This window comes from Pseudomonadota bacterium (assembly GCA_016711215.1).
Classification (GTDB): Bacteria; Myxococcota_A; Polyangia.
In genome coordinates, this window is sequence record JADJTL010000001.1 from 1,156,476 (window position 1) to 1,175,127 (window position 18,652).

Annotated in this window: 15 protein-coding genes, 2 tRNA genes and 1 pseudogene; 3 read left to right on the top strand and 15 right to left on the bottom strand. The window is 70.0% G+C overall.

Annotation, left to right across the window (positions count from 1 at the left end):
* Window positions 1–2: 2 nt before the first annotated feature.
* The 7 genes and pseudogenes from IPL40_04500 to IPL40_04530 form a co-directional block, all read right to left on the bottom strand.
* Window positions 3–3,032, bottom strand: a complete 3,030-nt coding sequence (locus tag IPL40_04500; GenBank protein ID MBK8480424.1) for a tetrathionate reductase family octaheme c-type cytochrome — start codon at window positions 3,030–3,032, stop codon at window positions 3–5.
* Between the two features lie 18 nt (window positions 3,033–3,050).
* On the bottom strand, window positions 3,051–3,269 hold the full coding sequence (locus IPL40_04505; protein ID MBK8480425.1) for a hypothetical protein: 219 nt from the start codon (window positions 3,267–3,269) through the stop codon (window positions 3,051–3,053).
* Between the two features lie 259 nt (window positions 3,270–3,528).
* Window positions 3,529–4,288, bottom strand: a pseudogene (locus IPL40_04510) (ABC transporter permease).
* Window positions 4,285–5,223 (bottom strand): ABC transporter ATP-binding protein, encoded by a 939-nt coding sequence (locus tag IPL40_04515; GenBank protein MBK8480426.1) that lies wholly within the window; start codon window positions 5,221–5,223, stop codon window positions 4,285–4,287. The pseudogene IPL40_04510 and the gene IPL40_04515 overlap by 4 nt, the downstream one beginning before the upstream one ends.
* A gap of 153 nt (window positions 5,224–5,376) precedes the next feature.
* A tRNA-Ser gene (locus tag IPL40_04520) sits at window positions 5,377–5,464 on the bottom strand.
* 72 nt (window positions 5,465–5,536) lie between these two features.
* Entirely contained in the window at window positions 5,537–6,229 is a 693-nt protein-coding gene (locus IPL40_04525) for an SCO family protein (protein MBK8480427.1), read from the bottom strand.
* Window positions 6,226–7,086, bottom strand: coding sequence for an ABC transporter permease (locus IPL40_04530; GenBank protein ID MBK8480428.1), 861 nt, complete (start codon window positions 7,084–7,086; stop codon window positions 6,226–6,228). Before IPL40_04530 ends, IPL40_04525 begins: the two co-directional genes overlap by 4 nt.
* An 88-nt stretch (window positions 7,087–7,174) precedes the next feature.
* Here IPL40_04530 and rlmKL point away from each other — a divergent pair, with 88 nt between their 5' ends.
* Window positions 7,175–9,424 (top strand): bifunctional 23S rRNA (guanine(2069)-N(7))-methyltransferase RlmK/23S rRNA (guanine(2445)-N(2))-methyltransferase RlmL, encoded by a 2,250-nt coding sequence (gene rlmKL, locus IPL40_04535; GenBank protein ID MBK8480429.1) that lies wholly within the window; start codon window positions 7,175–7,177, stop codon window positions 9,422–9,424.
* A gap of 33 nt (window positions 9,425–9,457) precedes the next feature.
* On the opposite strand, the gene IPL40_04540 is transcribed toward rlmKL, so the two are convergent.
* Window positions 9,458–10,375, bottom strand: a complete 918-nt coding sequence (locus IPL40_04540; protein MBK8480430.1) for an SDR family oxidoreductase — start codon at window positions 10,373–10,375, stop codon at window positions 9,458–9,460.
* Entirely contained in the window at window positions 10,368–10,913 is a 546-nt protein-coding gene (locus IPL40_04545; GenBank protein MBK8480431.1) for an ACT domain-containing protein, read from the bottom strand. The genes IPL40_04540 and IPL40_04545 overlap by 8 nt, the downstream gene beginning before the upstream one ends.
* A 217-nt stretch (window positions 10,914–11,130) precedes the next feature.
* Between IPL40_04545 and udk the strand changes: the two genes are divergently transcribed.
* Both udk and IPL40_04555 read left to right on the top strand, forming a co-directional pair.
* Complete coding sequence (gene udk, locus IPL40_04550) at window positions 11,131–11,739, top strand: uridine kinase (protein MBK8480432.1); 609 nt, start codon at window positions 11,131–11,133, stop codon at window positions 11,737–11,739.
* A gap of 138 nt (window positions 11,740–11,877) precedes the next feature.
* Window positions 11,878–11,952 (top strand) — tRNA-Val (locus IPL40_04555).
* Window positions 11,953–12,041: 89 nt separating this feature from the next.
* Here IPL40_04555 and IPL40_04560 read toward each other — a convergent pair.
* The 6 genes from IPL40_04560 to IPL40_04585 all read right to left on the bottom strand — a co-directional run bounded on the left by IPL40_04560 (window position 12,042) and on the right by IPL40_04585 (window position 18,618).
* On the bottom strand, window positions 12,042–12,683 hold the full coding sequence (locus tag IPL40_04560) for a hypothetical protein (protein ID MBK8480433.1): 642 nt from the start codon (window positions 12,681–12,683) through the stop codon (window positions 12,042–12,044).
* Window positions 12,680–13,423 carry a hypothetical protein gene (locus IPL40_04565; GenBank protein ID MBK8480434.1) on the bottom strand — a complete coding sequence of 248 codons (744 nt, stop codon included), beginning with the start codon at window positions 13,421–13,423 and terminating at the stop codon, window positions 12,680–12,682. The genes IPL40_04560 and IPL40_04565 overlap by 4 nt, the downstream gene beginning before the upstream one ends.
* A 27-nt stretch (window positions 13,424–13,450) precedes the next feature.
* The gene (locus tag IPL40_04570) at window positions 13,451–14,668 is read right to left on the bottom strand and encodes a thioredoxin family protein (GenBank protein ID MBK8480435.1); all 1,218 of its coding nucleotides are present in this window, start codon (window positions 14,666–14,668) and stop codon (window positions 13,451–13,453) included.
* A 5-nt stretch (window positions 14,669–14,673) separates the two neighbouring features.
* Complete coding sequence (locus IPL40_04575) at window positions 14,674–16,587, bottom strand: hypothetical protein (GenBank protein ID MBK8480436.1); 1,914 nt, start codon at window positions 16,585–16,587, stop codon at window positions 14,674–14,676.
* 59 nt (window positions 16,588–16,646) lie between these two features.
* Entirely contained in the window at window positions 16,647–17,924 is a 1,278-nt protein-coding gene (locus tag IPL40_04580) for a hypothetical protein (protein MBK8480437.1), read from the bottom strand.
* Between the two features lie 76 nt (window positions 17,925–18,000).
* Window positions 18,001–18,618, bottom strand: a complete 618-nt coding sequence (locus tag IPL40_04585; protein MBK8480438.1) for an ABC transporter substrate-binding protein — start codon at window positions 18,616–18,618, stop codon at window positions 18,001–18,003.
* Window positions 18,619–18,652 lie beyond the last annotated feature (34 nt).

The window sequence follows — 18,652 nt, forward strand, 5'->3', positions numbered from 1 at the left end:
CGTCACTCCTTCGGCTTCGGTCGCAATGGGCCGCGTTGGGCGGCGGTGGCCAGCGGTCGCGCCGGCCGATAGGCTAGCGCGCCGTCGCTGCCGCGCTCGAGCGCGCCGTCGAGGGCGACCGTCTCGGCGCTGGCAGCGGCGGCCAACGTCGGCCTCAGGCCACCGGGCAGATAGGGGGCGACGACGAAGGATCGCCGCGCCGCCTCTGAGCTCGGGTGGCAGCGCGCGCAGGCCCGGCTCGCTGCCGCCCCGAGCCCCACGCCGTGGTAAATCGGGTAGGGGCGCAGCTCACCCTGGATGACGGCGCCGGCCGCGCCGAGGGCCGCGATCCCTTTGGCGACCAGCGCCACCTTGGCGGCGGTGTCGAGTCGTAGCTCCCTGTCGGTGACGCGGCCATCGTGGTTACTGTCGAGCGCGGCGATGATCTCGGCGCGATAGCCGTCACGGTCGCGGAAGACCCGCTGCACGAGCGCGGGTGGCACCGGCCGCTTACCGACGATCCAGCGATAACTGGCCACGAGGTTCGCGGGCGTCAGCCGCGTGATCCCGTCGCCACCGCGCGCGCGCACGAGCGCTGGTTCGTAGCCCGCGAGGTAGAGCGTCGCCGGATCGACGACCTCGCCAGCGGCGGGGTCAGCGGCGGCGCTAGCGATGCCGCGGTAGAGCAGGCGAGGGGAGCCGTCCGGGCGCACGACGGTGGCGTCGACGAGCGATCGCGCGGGGAGCGCGAGGCGTGGCACGTGGCAGGCCTCGCAGGCGACCTTGGCGAAGTGCTGCTGCTGGGCCGGCAGCCAGGGGTGCAAACCCTCCAGGCTGTGGCAGCTCTGACAGCGGCGTCGCTCGCCGGGCTTGGCTGCCCGCGCCTTGGCGATCGCGCCGCCGAGCTGCGCGGGCCGTCGGCCGCTGTAGTGGCAGGCACCGCAGCTCACCAGCCGCTGGGCGTGGATATCCCAGGGCTGCCCCTGCTGGTCTTTTTGCATCAGGTTCAACGCCGAGCGGCGTATCGCCTGCCAGGAGAACACCTGGCCGGTCGTTTCCGTCACCCACTGCGTGCCGTCGAGGACGACGTTCAGCGGCGCGCTGCCGTTATCGACCAGGCCATGGCAGGCGCCGCAGCTCGCTTCGCCCGTCCGCCCGAGCTTTAGCTCTACCGCGCCCTCGGCGTCGAAGGCCGCGGGACGCCAGCGCCAGCGTTGCGCGGCCGCCTCCTCGATCAGCGCGGCGGGCAGCGTGGCGCCGATCGACCACTCCGGCTGATCGCTGGCCAGGGCGCGCCCTCGCGCCGCGTGATCGGCGGCCTCGAGATGACAGAGGAAGCAGTTGGTTTCTTCGCCCGTGGCGGGGGGCAGGCGGGGCCCCCAGCGCAAGAGCTCGCTGCGTGGCTGCGGCAAGGCCTCCAGCGCGAGCCCTGCGTGCAGGCGGTGGGTCGCCACGAAGCTCGCGTCCGCCAGCTCATGGCAGCCGCCGCAGGTCTGGGCGGTAGAGAGCGGCGCGGCGCTCTCAAATACCGATTGTCCGACGCGGTCCTTGAGCGTGATTCGCGGATGCTCCACGGCCTCGCGCGCGAGCGGGTCACGCGGATAGCCCAGGGCCCGCCAATCGAGGCGTCCGCGCTCGCCGTGACAGTCGCGGCAGGTCAGGGCCGCTTCCTTCCGTTGCACCATATGCGAGAGCGGCCAGAACATCTCCGTCGCCGCGAAGCCGTAGCGTCCGCTGTAGGGCAGCCCCGTGGCTTTCGCCCCCTCACGCGCCGCGAGGTCCCAGTCGAACTTGGTCCAGTAGCCCTTCGGCCCGCTGGTATTGGGCAGCAGCAGGTGGCGATGGTCTTGGTCGTAGAGCTGCTTGCCCAGATGGCGCTTGAAGGGCCAGAGCTTGGCGCTGGGATCGTGGCGGTCGCCGAGCGGTGAGGTGATCGCGGTCACGCCGCCGGGGTCGATCTTGTCGCCCAGCAGGTAGCGCGTCGAGCGCCCGTTGTACCAGCGGTACTCGGGGAGGGCGCCCTTGGCCCAGGTGAAGCGGCCCTTGATCTTGAGATAAGCGTGTGGGTCCGTGCTCGGGAGATCCTTTCCGGCCTCGGACCAATCCCAGCTCAGCTTCGTGCCCTCGGTCACGGACATCGACGGGATGTGGCAGGCCTGGCAGGCGACCCGGGCGGTGTGTCGGTTGAGCTGGCTATCGTGATGAGGCTGCGCCGCGTGGCAGTCGCCGCAGCTGACCTGGTGGGCGCTCTCGACGCTGACCGACATCGCGCGTCCGCGCAGCCGATGGTTCTGGGTGCGGTGGCAGTCGACGCACTGCAACTCCAAGCGACCCATATGCACATCGACCCCTTCGCTGGGAAAGAGCAGGCTGCGGTCCATGTCGCCGTGCTTGACCGCGTCGCCGCCGCCGCCCATGAAGTGGCAGGCACCGCAGTTGGCGCGTCGCGGCCGGCCCACCGAGCGCGCCACCGCCAGCAGATCGACGCTCGGATCGGGCAAGCCGGCGCCCTTTGCCTGCTTGCTGTAGGTGCCGCTCTGGTCGTGACAGACGAGGCAATCGACCAGGCTCGGGTTGTTGAAGTCGAAGTCCGGTCCGTTCCAGCCGAAGCCGGCATGGCAGCTCGTGCAGGCGCCCCAGTTGGAGCTGATGCCGATGCAGAAGTTGTTGATCGCGTTCTTCTTGCCGATGCGATGCAGGCCCCGATGCCCGGGAACCGAGACCGGGTCGCCCTGCCAGGTCCAGTGCACCGTGCTCATCAGCTCGCGCGCCGCCCTCGGGTGGCACTCGAGGCAGGCGCGCGTCACCGCCGGCCCGTCCCGAAAGGGCGTGTCGAAAAACGTGCTGTGACTGACGGGCGGCGGCCGCAGCGGCAGTTGTGCGAGCCCAAGGCCAGCGGTTGGGTTGCGCTCGCAGCCGGCGGCGTAGCAGACGAAGCAGGCGGCGCCGACCACGAGCGCGCCCGCGCGAAAGGAACGCGGGCGGCCATCGCGTCGCGCGAGCTCGCCGCGCCGAGTACGGGTGCTCTTCACGATCAGCCCATGCGGGTCCACGTTGGGCGCTGCCTACGATCAGCCCTCGGTCTCGTTCGGTCGCTCGACGCGCACGGCCTTCGGTTTCCCGAGGCGCGAGACTCCGACGCGCACCCGCACCGGGTCGCCGACCTTGGGCTCGTAGGTGCAATTGAAGGCATCGAAGGGGATCTGGCGACCATCCTCGAGCTCGACGGTGCCAAAGCCCTGTTCGCGGGCGAAGCTGAGCACCTTTCCGGGAAATAGCTCATCAGACACGAAGCACCTCCGTCGGCTGAGGAGGAGGGGATCCGCACCCACGCCTCCCCAGCAAAGCACCTGAGGCAGTACGCCTCCGCATTCCATTCATACCTGCAAGGTCCGCGCGCCACAACTCCGCCGCGCGCCCTCTGCCGGGAGCCCGCCGCAGATCGTGCCCGACCCCAACGACGGGGCCGGCCAAGGCGCGGTGCCCTGTTCGTCACCGTCCAAGGGGGGGAAGAGGGCCTCAGGTAACTCGGGCGCGAGTGGCCGCAGCTCAGGCCTTCAGCCGCCAGCCGGTCTTGAAGATCCACCACACCGCGGTGAGGCACGCGCCGAGGAAGCCGAGGATCGCCACGAGGCTGATCCCGATGCGCACGTCAGAGATGCCGTAGAAGCTCCAGCGGAACCCGCTGATCAGATAAACCACGGGATTGAAGAGCGTCACCTTCCTCCACAGCGGGGGCAGCATGTTGATCGAATAGAACGCGCCACCAAGGAAGGTCAGCGGGGTAATCACCATCAGCGGCATGACCTGGAGCTGCTGGAAGTTCTCCGCCCAGAGGCCAACAATGAAGCCCAGGAGGCTGAACGAGATCGCCGTCAGCAGCAGGAACGCGATCATCCAGAGTGGGTGGGCGAGCTCGTAGGGCACGAAGACGCGCGGTGAGCAGGATCAGGGTGCCCAGGATGACCGACTTGGTGGCTGCGGCGCCCACGTAGCCGAGCACGACCTCGACGAAGGAGACCGGAGCGGAGAGGAGCTCGTAGATGGTGCCCGACCATTTGGGCAGGTAGATGCCGAAGGACGCGTTCGAGATGCTCTCGCCGAGCAGCGAGAGCATGACCAGGCCTGGAATGATGAAGGCGGCATAGCTGACGCCGTCGATCGCGCCGACCCTCGATCCAATGGCCCCGCCGAAGACCACGAAGTAGAGCGCCGTCGAGAGCACCGGCGACGCAATGCTCTGCATCAGCGTGCGAAAGGTGCGCGCCATCTCGAAGCGGTAGATCGCGCGGATGCCGTACCAATTCATGCTGGCTGCTCCGCCGGCTCGTGCACGAGGCTGACGAAGATGTCCTGAAGCGAACTCTGGCTGGTATGGAGGTCTTTGAAGTCGATGTCGAGCGCGCGCAGTCGCTCCAGCAGCGAGGCGATGCCCGTCTCCTCTCGTTGCGCGTCGAAAGCATAGACCAGCGCGCGATTGGCATCGGCGAGCTCGAGCGCGAAGTCCGAGAGCTCGGCCGGGAGCTGGTCGAGCGGCGCTCGCAGGGTCAGCTTGAGTTGCTTCTTGCCGAGCTTGGCCATCAGCGTGTTCTTGTCCTCGACGAGGATCAGCTCGCCCTTGTGGATCACGCCGATGCGGTCAGCCATCGCTTCGGCCTCCTCGATATAGTGCGTCGTCAGGATGATCGTGACGCCCTGTTCTCGGAGGCGGCCCACCATCGTCCACATGTCGCGTCGTAGGTTGACGTCGACGCCGGCCGTCGGCTCATCGAGAAACAGGATTCGCGGCTCGTGGGCCAGGGCCTTGGCGATCAAGACCCGTCGCTTCATGCCACCCGACAGCGTCATGATCTTGCTGTCTCTCTTTTCCCACAGCGAGAGCTCCCGCAGCACCCGCTCGAGGTAGGCGGGGTCCGGGGCCTTGCCGAAGAGGCCGCGGCTGAAGTTGACCGTGGCCCAGACGTTCTCGAACGCGTCGGTCGAGAGCTCTTGCGGCACCAGGCCAAGCTTGGAGCGCGCGGCCCGGAAGTCGCGGATGATGTCGTGGCCGTCCGCGTTGACCGTGCCGCTGCTAGGGTTGACGATGCCGCAGACGATGCTGATCAGCGTCGTCTTGCCAGCGCCGTTTGGGCCCAGCAGCGCAAAGATCTCCCCACGCCGAATCTCGAGGTCGAGCGCCTTCAGCGCGCGGAAGCCGGACGCGTAGGTCTTGCTCAGCTGACGAATGCAAACGATCGGATCCACGCGAGCTCCGGCGGCAAGGGCGCAGCGTAGGGGAGGCATAGCCCCGGACGCTGGCGAAGGCGAGCGCTCGCGCCGATCGCGCCGAGCGCGCCGAGCGCGCCGAGCGGCTGGTGCGTCAGGGCCAGAGCGCTGGGACCGGGTCAGGCAAATACCTGGCGGAGGAGGAGGGATTCGAACCCCCGGTGAGTTGCCCCACAACGGTTTTCAAGACCGCCGCCTTCGACCACTCGGCCACTCCCCCGCGGGGGGCTGATTGTGCCGGTCTCCGCGGCTGGCAGCAAGCCTGCCGTGCGCTTGAGCTCGCTCCCTTCGCTCAGCGGCGATCCTCGAGCAGGACGTGCATCGAGCGATGCAGCACCTCCTCCAGTCCATCGAGGTCGGTGCCGTAGCGGCCGCGGATCCAACCCTGCTGATCCACCAGCACCAGGCCCGCGCTATGGGCGATGTCGATCAACCCGCTGCCCTCTGGCACCGGCTGGCCCATGTGGGTCTGGAAGCCAGTGCCGACGAGCGAGCGGATGGCCTGCTCGGTGCCGGTGAGGAAGGTCCAGCGGCTCGCGTCGGCGCCGTAGCGCGCGGCGTAGGCCCGGAGGCGCTCGGGCCTGTCGTGCTCGGGATCGACCGAGATGCTGACCAGGCGCACGTCGACGGCATAGCGATCGTACTGCTGCTGCAGCCGATGAAGGGCTTGCATGAGCTTGGGGCAGACGGAGGGGCAGCGCGTGAAGAAGAAGCTGGCGACGTAAACGTGTCCACGCAGCGCGCTGCTGCCGAAGCGCCGACCTTGCTGATCCAGTAGCGTGAAGGCCGGGAGCTGAGCCAGGCGCGGCGGTGGCGGGGGCACGCGTCGCAGCAGCGGGCGCAGCGCCGGCAAGGTGAGCAGAGCGATGACGGCCGCCCAGAGCCAGGGGTTGCGGTACCACGGGGCGCGATGCGCGGGGTCGAGCGTAGGGGTCGACGGGTTCGCGGCTGAGGTCGGCGCCGTCGCCGCGGGCGCTGGGATCATGTCTGGGACCCCGCCGGGCGGCGCCCGGTGGCCCAGACGGCCCAGGCCAGCCCCGCGATGGTCATCCCGCCGAGCACGAGGCAGCTCGTGAGCAGGCCGATCGGCGAGCCGACGCCGCCGAGGGTCAGCCGCACCGCGGCGACGATATAGGTCAGCGGATTGAGGCGCATCACCACCCCGAGCCAACCGTCGGGCACGGGAAACATCGCGCCCGAGATCACCCAGAGTGGGAGGAGCACGACGCTCATCAGCGCGTGATAGCCCTGCGACGAGTTGAGCAGCCAGGCCATCGCGAAGTTGATCGCCGTCAGCCCGGCACTGCCGAGGACGAGGACCGCGGCCAGCGGCAGCCAGCGCACCTCTGCCCACGGATAACCGGCGAGCGGCGCCAGCAGCAGCAGCAGCGCGGCCTGGATCAGCGCCAGCGAGGTGACGCCGGCGGTCTTGCCCAGGACCGTCGCGGCGCGCGATCCGGGCGCGACGAGCACGCCCTGCAAGAAGCCGGACTGGCGATCTTCGATGACCGAGATGGTCGCGAAGATCGTCGTGAAGAGCAGCACCATGACGATCGTGCCGGGGAAGAAATAGACCAAGTAGCTTGCGCCACCATGCTGGGGCGCGCGGAAGCTGCCCGAGAGGCCGCTGCCGAGCAGGAGCCAGAAGAGCAGCGGTTGCAGCACTACCCCGAGCCAGCGCGAGCGCTCGCGCAGCAGGTGCAGCATGTCACGCCGCCACAGCGTGCTGATCACGCTGAGCTCCTCCGCGAGGCAGCTCCGCGCCTCGGGGCTGGCGCCGCTCGGGGCGAGGGCGCTCGTCATGCCGGCCGCGGATGGTTGACTCGTTGCTTGCTCAGACATGTCTCCCCCCAACTAGGCCGCCCTTATAGCGCGCTCGCCGCCACCTGTGCACCTGCGCCTCGGGGCGGCATAGGCTAGAGTCCGCGCCGTGGAACTCGTCGTCACCGGCCCCATCAAGCTCGAAGCCGTGCTCGCAGCCGAGCTGCGCGCCTTCGGCGCGAGCAGCGTCCGCGAGCTCGAGGGCGCAGTGGCGGCGACGGGTGGGCTCGAGCTGGCCTACCGCGCCTGTCTCTGGTCACGCGTGGCCAGCCGCGTGCTCGTGCCCGTGGCGCGCTATCGCGCCGAGAACGCCGAGGCGATCTATCAGGGCGCGCGGCGGGTGCCGTGGGTCGAGCACCTCTCGGTCGACGCCACGCTCGCGCTCGATGTCGACGGCAATACCGCCACGAACGTCGATAACACGCGCTTCGCGATGCTGCGGGTCAAGGACGCGATCGTCGACGAGCTGCGCCAGCGCACGGGGCGACGTCCGACGATCGATGCGCGCGACGCTGCCCTGCGGGTTCACGTCTACCTGCGCGGCGACGAGGTCCAGCTCGGCATCGACCTGGCGGGGCGAGGGCTGCACCGGCGCGGCTATCGGGAGTCCGTCGCTGCACCGCTGAAGGAGAACGTCGCTGCGGCGCTCTTGCTCTTGGCCGAGTGGCCGGCGCTGGCAGCCGAGGGCGGCTGGCTGGTCGATCCGATGACGGGGTCGGCGACGCTGCCGATCGAGGCGGCGCTGATGGCCTGCGATGTGGCACCGGGGCTGCTCAGTCAGCCGCGGGGCTTCCTCGCCTGGCGTGGCCACGACCCTGCCCTCTGGCAGCGCCTGCAGCGCGAAGCGCGGGGGCGCGACCTGCGCGAGCGCCTGCGCGGCGATGGACGCGGGCGGCGTTGGAGATTGACGGGCCTCGACCGCGATCCCGGCGCGCTGCGCGCCGCACGCCGCGCTGTCGAGAGCGCTGGCCTGCAGCAGCTGGTGCACCTCGAGCGACGGGGGGTCGATGAACTCGCGACCTGGCCGGCAGGGGAGGCGAGCGGTCGCGCGACGCTGCTGGTCTGCAACCCGCCCTATGGGGAGCGACTGGGTGAGGCGGCGGCGCTCAAGGGACTCTACCTGGCCTTCAGTCGGCTCTTGCACCAACGCTTCTCCGGCGCCACCGCCTGGGTCCTGAGCAGTGATGCCAAGCTCACACGCTGCCTCGGGCTGAAGGCGACGCGCAGCCAACCGGTGAGCAACGGCGGAATTGCCTGCCGTTGGCTGTGCTACCCGATCGCCCGGTCGCCTGCGCCTGCCGCGACACTCGCGCCCTCGGCGCTGTCCGCGCCAGCGGAGACGCCGACGCCCGCCGACGCGCCTGCGCCGCGCGCCCTGGGGGAAGCGGGCGGACCGACCTTGCTGCGCCTGGCGCATAGCGCCCAGGCGGAGGCCTTCGCCAACCGCTTGCGCAAGATGGCACGCCACTGGCGGCGCTGGGCGAAGCGCAGCGGGGTGCAATGCTATCGCGTCTACGACGCCGACATCCCCGAGTATGCAGCGGTCATCGACGTCTACGAGCAGTGGGTGCATCTGCAGGAGTACGCACCGCCGGCGACGGTCTCGCCGGAGCGAGCCGAGGAGCGGCTGCACGACATGGCGCTGCTGACGGCGGAGGTGCTGCAAGTCGGCGCCCAGGATCTCTTCGTCAAGGTGCGGGAGCGCCAGCGTGGGGGCGGTCAGTACACGCGACTGGCGCGCAGTGGAGCGTTCCACGTCGTGCGCGAGGGCGGCCACAGATTCTGGGTCAACCTGGCCGATCGGCTCGACACGGGGCTCTTCCTCGATCAGCGGCAGGTGCGCGCGTTGGTTGCGCAGGAGAGCGCCGGCAAGCGCGTGCTCAACGCCTTCTGCTACACGGCGGCGACGACGGTCTATGCGGCCAAGGGCGGCGCAGTGGAGTCCGTGTCGGTCGACCTCTCAGCGACCTATCTCGATTGGGCCCGACGCAACTTCGTGCTCAATGGCGTCGACGAGGGGCGGCATCGCCTCGAGCGCGCTGACTGTCGCGAGTGGCTGGCACACGATCGTCAGCGCTACGATCTGATCTACCTCGACCCACCGACCTTCTCGCGCTCGAAACGGATGAGCGGGGATTTCGATGTTCAGCGCGACCAGCTGCCGCTGATCGCCGCGGCGCGTGCCCGGCTGGCGCCGGGTGACGTGCTGATCTTCGCGACCAACGCGCGTCGCTTCCGCCTGGAACCCGAGGCCGTCGCCGGCGCCGATTGTCGCGAGCTCACGGCCGCCACGCTGCCGCCTGACTTCGCGCGCAGCCCGCGACTGCGCCAGGTGTGGCGCATCGGACCGGCCCGCTGAGCGCCGCGCGCGGGACGCGATCGGGGCGCTTCGTCAGCGGGATGGCGGGTCGCCTGGCAGCGCGCGCTCGCCGAGCAAGGCCCCGTAGCCCTCGCGAAAGGTCGGATAGCGGAGCGCGTAGCCTGAGGCGAGCAGTCGGCGATTGCTGCAGCGCTTGTTTTGGCCGCTGCTATGGGCCGTCTCCGAGGGGGTCGCTTCGCTCGTCGGTGGCGATGCAACGCCGAGCTGCTTTGCGATCCACGCCAGCACCTCATTCTGCGGTGCTGGGTCGCTGTCCGTGCCGAGATAGAGCGGCTGTGGGTCGGCGAGCGTCAGCAGATGCGCGAGCAAGCCCGCGCAGTCATCGCGGTGAATCCGGTTGGTGAAGCTCGGTGGGCCCCCGTGAAGGCGCGCGGCGCCGCTGCGGACCTGATCGACCAGCCGCGTGCGTCCCGGGCCGTAAATGCCAGTCAGTCGCACGGTCGTGCCCGGGAAGGACGCGTTGGCCAGCAAGGTCTCGCCGGCCAGCAGGTGCCGGCTGGCTGCTCGCGCGGGCTCGGCGGGGCTCTCCTCGTCGACCCACTCGCCCTCGTGCTGCCCGTAGACGCTGGTGCTCGAGACGAAGATCACGCGCCGTGGGCGCTGGCGTTGGGCTCGCAGCGCGTCGAGCAGATGCGCCAAGCCGTCGCGGTAGGTCGCCGCGTAGGCAGCGTCGTCGCCGCGATCCGCCGCGGCGGCGTAGACCACCGCGTCGAGGGCGGGCGGCAGCGCGCCCAGGGTGCTGGGTCGCGCGAGGTCGGCCTGCAGAGGTTGGATACCCGCGGGTAGGGCGGCGGGCTGGCGGCGCAGGCCCCAGACCTGATGGCCCGCGGCGGCGAGGCGGCAGCCGAGCTCGGTGCCGACATAGCCGCAGCCAGCGATCAGCACCCGCCAGCAGGCGCTTGGGCTGTAGCGTGTGCCGGTCTCAGGCATGGGATTGGCCGTCGCTGGGGTCGAGCTCGATCTGCAAGGCCAGCTCCTCGCCGAGGCGCTCGAGCTGCACCGCGAGCGTCTCCACCGCCGCGTCCGCGGGCAGCTCCACCTCGGCATCCAGGTTGAAGACCGGCGTCCCGCTGAAGGCCGCATGGGTGAGGCGCGACTCGAGCGAGGCGATGTTGGCGCCATGCCCGGCGATGAGATCGCCGATGCGGTGGACGATGCCGGGCTGGTCCGCGCCGGCCAGCCGCACGCGATAGCGGCGTCGCGGGAGGGCGGTCGCTACGGCCCGCGTATCCTTGAGGGCGATGCGGAACTCGAGCTTCTCGGCCAGCGCTGCGGTGGCCTGCTCGGCTCGCAGGACAGCCTCGGCGGCGCCGCTGAAGAGCAGGATCAAGGCGAACTCCCCCGCCAAGACCGCCATGCGGCTGTCCTCGAGGTTGCAGCCGGCGGCGTGGATCGCGCCGGAGAAGGCCTTGACGATGCCCGGGCGGTCGGAGCCCACGGCGGTGAGGACGACGTGACGCTGGTTCATCTCTTGCCTCGCGCCGCCACTCTGCCAAATTCCACGGCTGCTGGCGAGCCGGGGAGGGCGGTGCGGGCGAGCGCGGCCGCTCACGCGCACTGGCTCGCCTGCGGCGGCTTGGTGTAAGCAAGGGACGAGTCTTGCTGTCGTCTACTGGCGCGTTGCAGGCGCGCTCGGCGCGCGCGAGGAGCGGGTGAGGGACATGGTTGGGAGTGAGCGGCGGCCGATGGTGATCGCGATCGCGGGTGGCACCGGTTCGGGCAAGACGACGGTAGCCCGCGAGCTGGCGGCGGCCTTGCCGGCAGGGAGCGCGGTGATCCTGGATCACGATGCGTACTATCGCGATCAGCGGACGCTGCCCCTGGCCGAGCGCGCCCAGCTCAACTTCGATCATCCCGATGCGCTGGAGACAGAGCTCCTGGTGACCCACGTCGAGACGCTGCGGCAGCGTCAGCCGGCGGAGCTGCCGGTCTACGACTTCAAGACCCATCGCCGGCGCGCGGAGACGCGCCGCGTCGAACCGGCGGCCGTGGTGATCGTCGAGGGCATCCTCGTGCTGGCGCACGAAGCGCTCCGCGCCCTCTGCGACCTCAAGGTCTTCGTCGACACCGATGCCGACCTCCGCGTGATGCGGCGCGTGCGGCGCGACATGGAGGAGCGCGGGCGCAGCTTCGCGAGCATTCGCGAGCAGTACTATGGCACCGTGCGCCCGATGCATTTGCAGTTCGTCGAGCCCTCCAAGCGCTGGGCGGATCTGATCATTCCCGAGGGCGGTCGCAACGCCGTCGCGCTCGACACGATCGTCGGCAAGCTGCTACATGTCCTCGGCGGATGAGCCCCCCGCGCGCTGGCCTCGGCGCCAGCGGCGGCGAGGGATGATGCGAGCGCGATGGATGCCAGCGAGCGCGATGGATGCCAGCGAGCGCGATGGATGCCAGCGAGCGCGATGGATGATGCGGCAGAGCAGCAGTAGGGGCGGTTAGCTCAGCGGTAGAGCGCCTGGTTTACACCCAGGTGGTCGGGGGTTCGAACCCCTCACCGCCCACCAGCAGCGGTGCCCCAGCAGTGGTGCCGCCAGTGGCGGCGCAGCGGCGCGCGCTGCGCGGACGCGCGTGTCCTGCCGCCAACGGTGTCCTGCTAGGAACCGAAGGCAAAGCGCAAATAGCCCAGCGCCTGGAAATCCCAGCCGGCCGAGTTCAGGTCGGTCTCGGTCGGATCGTCGTCTGCCCCGCCGAAGAAGTAGTGGTAGCCGAGCTGCGGCGTCACGCCGAGCGAGAGGACGCGCCAGAAAGAATAGCGTAGACCGATCCCGCCGCGTCCCCCCACGCCGCGCGTATTGACGCGTTGGCTGTCGACCAGCTTGCCGTCGAAATCGTGCGTCTGGGCCTCGAGCGAGCCGAGATAGAAGGTGCCGACCAGGCGCATCACGACGCTGAGCCCGTGGCCGATATCGATCGAGCCATCACCGCCGAGGTTGAGCCCGATCAGATGCGCGTCGGCATCGCCGTCGAAGAAGCGCAGGTAGTCGAGATAGGCGCTGATGAAGAGCAGTCGCGCACCGACCTCGAAGCCTCCGGCCGGGCCTCCGGCCCAGCGGTAGAAGTCGCGGCCGGTCTTCCCATTGCCAGTGGCGGCGCCGACGAGGCCCGAGCCCCAGAACTCGAGCACGCGCGCCCCCGCGACGCTGGGTGCGATCAAGAGCATGCCCGCGAGGAGCGCGGCGCAGGCCGTCCGCGAGCGGCGATCGAGGCAAGCAGTGCTGCACGGGCGGTGTTTCATGTCAGTCGACCTCCAAGCAAAGCCGTGATCCGCGCCGCGTCGAACCCCTCGATCAGGGTGCCACCGACGTCGAGCACGGGCACGCCCGACGGCGAGATGCCTTGGCGCTGGGCCTTGGTCATCAGCTCAGCGCTGGCCGCGGGGTCGCGCTCGATGTCACGTTCGACAAAAGCCACGCCATGCGCCGTCAGCCAGGCGCGAGCCGCGCGGCAGGCGGGGCACCACGAGGTCGCGTAGAGCACGACGCGAGGCTTGCTCGGAGGCTTGCCCGGCGCCGGCGTGCCCGTGGCCGCGCTGCCGGTCGTCGGCGTGCCCGTGGCCTCGGCGCCGCCGAGCGCCCGCCGCGGCGCGAGCTGCTCGAAGGTCGCCCGTGGCAGCACGACATAGGGATAGCTGGCGTCGGCTCGCGCGGCGCGAAGATCGGCGACGTAGACGAGTTGATGGTCCTGGCGCTGACCTGGGCGCAGCGCCAGATCGACGACGCGGACCCAGTCTCGGCTGGCCACGGGAACGTCGGCCAGCCGGGTCGTCGACGCGAAGGCACCCTGCGCCGCGGCGAAATAGGTGAACAGCAGCTTGCGATCGGCCTTGATTGCCAAGCGCGGCAGGGATGAGGCCTGCGGCGCCGTGGCTGGGGCGGGCGGGGTTGGCTCCCGGCAGCCGACCAGCGCCGCGAGCATGCTCAGGGCTAGGGGCAGCCCGAAGCCGACCTGTCGGTGGGCCGTGAGGGCGATAGGCATAGCGGCGAGCTTATAGCACCGGCGACCTCAGCGCACCTGCCGTAGCAGCGCCAGCAGGCGGCTGGGATCGAGTCCCTCGCCGCCGCGCGCCGCCTCGTGGCCGTCGCTGCCGAGCAGGACGAGCTGCGGCAGCTCGTGGGCGCGGTACTTGGCTTGCAGCGCGCGGTCGAGGGCGGTGTCGCGTGAGACGTCGACCTTCAGCAGCACGAAGCGGCTGAGCGCGCGTCGCACGGCCGGATGCGTGAGTACGCGGCTCTCCAGCAGCCGGCAGGGGCGACACCACGAGGCCGAGAAGTCGATCAATATCGGTCGCCGGCGGCGCGTGGCCTGCGTCAGCGCGGCGCTCTCGTCGTGCAACCAGGGCAGCTTGACGGGTGGTGTCAGCACGAAGTTCAAGAGGCCCAGCAGCGCCAGACTCGCCAGCAGGATGCCGGTGGTCTTGCGCACCACGCGCCAGAGCGGCGCCGCGCGGAACTCGCGCTGGAGCTGGGCCAGGAGCAGGCCGCCCAGAGCGAGGGCTGCGTTGAAGGCGGCGAAGTGCCACGCGCTCGAGGTGTAGCGCGCCAGCGGGGTGACGAGGTCCTGCAGGTAGTAGAGCGCCGTCGTGACCAGGGCCACGCCGAAGATCCCGCTGACGAAACGCATCCAGGGGCCGGCCTTCGGGAGACTGACGGCGAAGGTCGCGAGCAACCAGAAGAGCACGCCGATGCCGCTGGCATAGCTGAAGAGCAGACTGGCGCCGAGGGCGACGTTGCGGGTGCTGGCGACGTAGGCCAGCAGGCCAGCGAGCACCGGGCCGGTGCAGGGCGCGATGATCACACCGCCGACCAACCCCATGGCGAAGGCGCCACGCTTGCCCCGTCCTCCGACCAACGCCATGCGACTCGTCAGCCAGTGCGGCAGGTGGATCTCCCAGAGGCCAAACATCGACGCGGCGAGCGCCAGCAGCAGCGCGCAGAGCGGCAGCACCACCCAGGGCGACGCCAGCAGACTGCCGGCCGCCCAGCCGCCGAGGGCAGCCAGCACGCCCATGGTCGTATACATCGCCGCGATGCCCATCACGTAGCAGGTGGCCAACCAGAAGGCCGCCCGGCGCGTCGGCGCGCGGCGCGCGCCAAAGATGCTGACGGTGATCGGTATCATCGGGTAGACGCAGGGCGTCAGGCTCGTCGCCACGCCGGCGCCGAAGACGCTGAGCAGCGCCCAGCCGGTGCCCCGCGCCAGGGCTTCTTCGAAGGAACCCATCGGCGCTACTCGCTCGCGCCGGCCAGGCGGTAGACGGCGACCTGCTTCGGCGCCAGCGCCAGGCGTGTCTGGCCCGCGTGCAGCGCCGGCGCGCCGATGGTCAGCGCGCCGCCGCCGGGGCTGTCGATCAGCGGCGCGCGCGCCTCCCAGCTCCGATTGAGCACCCACAGCAGGGGAGCTCCGTCCGTGGTTTCCACCTCGCGCAGCTGTACCAACGGGTCGCTGGAGCGCAGCGTCGGCTGGAGCCCCGCGGCGGCCGCCAGCAGGCCGTAGAGCGCTTCGCTCTGGTCCCGCGCGTTGATGTCGGACTGCTCGGCCAGGTAGTACTCGAGCGGACAGTGCAGCAGCAGCATTTGGCCTGCGCCGTGGCGCTTTCGCGTCAGCGCCGGCCGACCCCGCTGGTCGTGGGCGAGCACCACCGTGCCATGGCCGGAGAGCGGCTCGATCGGCAACACGGCCCGCGGATAGGGCCGCGCGCCGACCTTGGTCGCGAGCGCCAGCGCGAGGCCGTCGCCGCGCAGCAGGAGCTCGTCGTCGGGCAGGTCGAAGCAGCCATAGCGCAGCGCATGGCGACAGCCCGTCAGCTCCTCGAAGTTGCTGCACCAGGCGCCCTGATGGAAATTGTAGTCGCCGCCGAAGTACGACCAGTAAACCGTGGCGCCAGCGCGCGCCGCTTGGAGCAGGGCGCTCCAGGTCGGACTGAGCAGCTTCTGCGTCGCCGGGGCGAGCAGTAGCTGGTAGCTCCGGTTGGCCAGCGCCGCTTCGGGCACGAGCTCGACCTCGAAGCCGGCCTTCACGCAGAGCACATAGGCCTGCAGCAGCGTCCGCCGCATGCGGTCGCGCTCTTCCCAGCTGAAGGGGTAGGTGGTGTTGAAGTAGGAGGGCACGATGATCGCGGCCCGCGGGGTCGGCGGGATCAACGTCGCGGCGTCCACGGCGCGCAAGAGCGCTGCGACTGCGCGGAGCTCGTCACAGGCGGGCTTTTCGCTGCCGTCGGCGCGCGTGATGCCGAAGGTCAGCTCGAAGGCGTGGTGGTCGTAGGGCGTCTCGTCGGCAAGGTCGAAGTCGCTGTAGCACCAGCCCAGCGCGCCCGCCGCGCCGACGGAAAGACAGCTATGCACCACCTCGCGGTAATAGAGGGCCTGCTCCTGCTCGCCGGCCTGATTGGAGGAGCAGCCGAACTCCTCGAAGAGCACGGGCAGCCCGAGATAGCGCAACGAGCGCACGCAGAATTCGACATTGAGCGCCTGGCGCAGCGGGTCGCTGTCGCCGTAGTAGCTGTGGGGTCCGACGAAATCGAGCGTCCCGCGCAGGGCGTCGACGTCGAAGCCATTCTGCCCGCCCTTGAGGTTCATCACGCCGTCGCCGAGGCTGAAGGGCCGCGCCGGATCCGCGCTGCGCAGCGCCCGACGCAGCGTCTCGGCCCAGGCCACGATCGTCTCCGGGCTGCTCTTGCCGCCCCAGAGCGGCATCTCGTTGCTCGCCAGGTAGGCGGCCACCGCCGGGTGGCCGGCGCCCGCCGTGCCCAGCGCCCGCATCAGCGCCACCTGCCACTCGATCACCTCGCTGGCGCTGTAGGGAGAGCGCCCGTGTTGCCCGGGGAAGTCGAAGTTCTGACCCGACATGTGCCCCACGAGGGCCGAGGGAATCGTGTGCAGCCCGCTGGCCTGGCAGATATCGAAGAACTGACGCAGGCGCTCGATGGGGGCCTGGGCCAGCACCCCGGGCTGCGGCATGAAGCTCGGAATGAAGGCGAAGCTGCGGCAAACATTGAGCCCGATCGCTCGCATCTGATCGGTCTCGGCGCGCACGCGCTCGGCGTCGAAGCGCTCCCACATCCGCGGCCCGCCGGCCCGTGACCAGTAGTTGACGCCAAGCAAGAAGGCCGGTCGGCCGTCGAGCGTGAGCAAATGGGACATAGCGTCGGCTCCATCAGCGCTGCTAGCGCGACAGCGGCGCGCTCGGGCGCCGAAGGGGTTCAAGGCATCGCCACCGAGGGCCCGCAGGGTGGGCGTTGGTCCTGGCGACAGAAGGGCAGCGTGCGGCAGACCGCGCTGCTCGCCGCGGCGGCGGTGCAACGTAGCATCATGCGGCTCGCCGGGTAGTCGAGATCAGTCTCGAAAAAGGACAGCCACTCGCCGCCCAGCACGATGTCGAGATCGGGAACGCGAGGCCGCAGCTCCTGGCGCAGACCCTGGAGCAGCGGCGAGCGATCGTCGACGATCGCGAAGGCGATCGGGGCGCCGACCCAGGCCACCGCCGCGCCTCGTTCGTCGCGATCCTGCGCCGCATCGAGCGCAAAGCGGTCGAGACGCAGCAGGCGCCAGCGCCGCGCGAGCTCGCCGCAGGGGCCAAAGTTACGCCGCGGGTCGTCGAGCGTGCGGGTCATGTCGGCCACCAGGGCGGCACGCGGAATCGACACCAGCGAGACGATCTCGCTGCCGGTTGGCAGATAGAGCGTGTGCCCGGGCGCTTCCTGCAGCTCGGGATGGCGCGCCTGGAGCTGCTCGAAGGCCGAGCGAGCGATCAGCGGAGTGCCCACCCCCGAGGCCACGATCGCCACCGCGTCGAGACCGCTGGCCGCGGTCGGTGGTGCGGCGTCACCGGTGGGATCGTAGTCGTCGGGCAGCAGGCAGAGCGGCGCGATCACGCGGCGGCCGGGGAGCACCGTGCTCTCGCCGGCGATCGAGGCGCGCCCGCCGCCGCGCAGCCCGCCGGCGAAGACGGCCGCGCAGCGCTCACTGCGCAGGCCGTCGGCGGTGACAAGGCGCGTGACGTCGCAATCGGCTGCCAGCTGGTCGTTGCTGCCCGCCAACTCGGAGCGCAACGTCAGCGCGCGGGGCGCGGCCGTGGCGCTGCCTCCGTCTGCTACCCCCAGGTAGTTGAGCGTGACGGCGAAATGCGCGAGGACGTCGACGCCGAGCAGCAGGTCGACGGCCAGCGGCGCATCAAGACCAATCGGACCGGCGCTGGCCTCGAGCAGCTCGAGGTCGTGAAAGACGAAGCGCGTGACGGTTGGACGCAGCGCATCGAGCAGGCGCAGCGCCACGCGCCGGCGACGACTGCGGAAACCCTCGCTCTGCCTGAGTAAGGTCAGCGACGCGGCGTTGTCGACGACCGCGCGCAGCGGGGGACCGTCGTCGACGCGCACCCGCGCGACGAGCACGCCCTGTTCGAGGGTGGCCGGAATCGGCTCGCCAAGAAAGCCCTCGTAGCGCAGCTCACCGCAGCCGCCGAGGCCCAGCGCGAGCAGCACTGCGCATGCTGCGCATGCCGCGCATGCTGCGCACGCTGCGGAGCGTCGCCCTGGTCGGCCAGCGCCTTGAGGCGCTCTAGGCCGGGTCCTTGAGCTTGCTCCGCAGCTTCTCGACGAGTGCGCCATACGACTGCCGCTGGATGATGCGGTTGAACTGCGAGCGGTAGTTGCGGACCACGCTGACGTCGTCGGTGATGACATCGTAGACCATCCAGCCATCGGTGCCTTGGCGCATCTTGTACTGGATCTGCAGCGCTTCGCTACGCCCCTTGCGCTTGACGTCGATCGCCGTGGTGATCGCGGCCTTGTCGCCGACGATCTCCTCTCCGAGGTAGCGGACGGCGTAGTTCAGATTCGAGCGCAGCTGCTTGAGGTAGTTGCGTTCGATCAGCTGGCGCAGCAGCTCGCTGAACTCCTGACGCTCGGCGTTGGTGCGCTTCTCCCAGTGTCGGCCGAGGGCCAGCCGCGCGAGCTCGGGGAAATCGAGGAACTGCGCGACGACGCGAGTCAGCTCGCGATCGATCGGCTTGGGGGCGCGGCCGCGCGTCTGTTTGCGCAGCAGCATCGCGATCTGGTCGTTGGTGCGCCTTACCTTGATCAGCGGCCCGTCGGTGCGCGCGGCCGCCGCGTGCCCCGTGACGCCGATCAACGAGAGCGCTGCCAGCAAGATCAGCGGATGCCGGGCGTGGCGCATCGTTGGCCCCCTTCGTGTGGTGTGCATAGTCTAG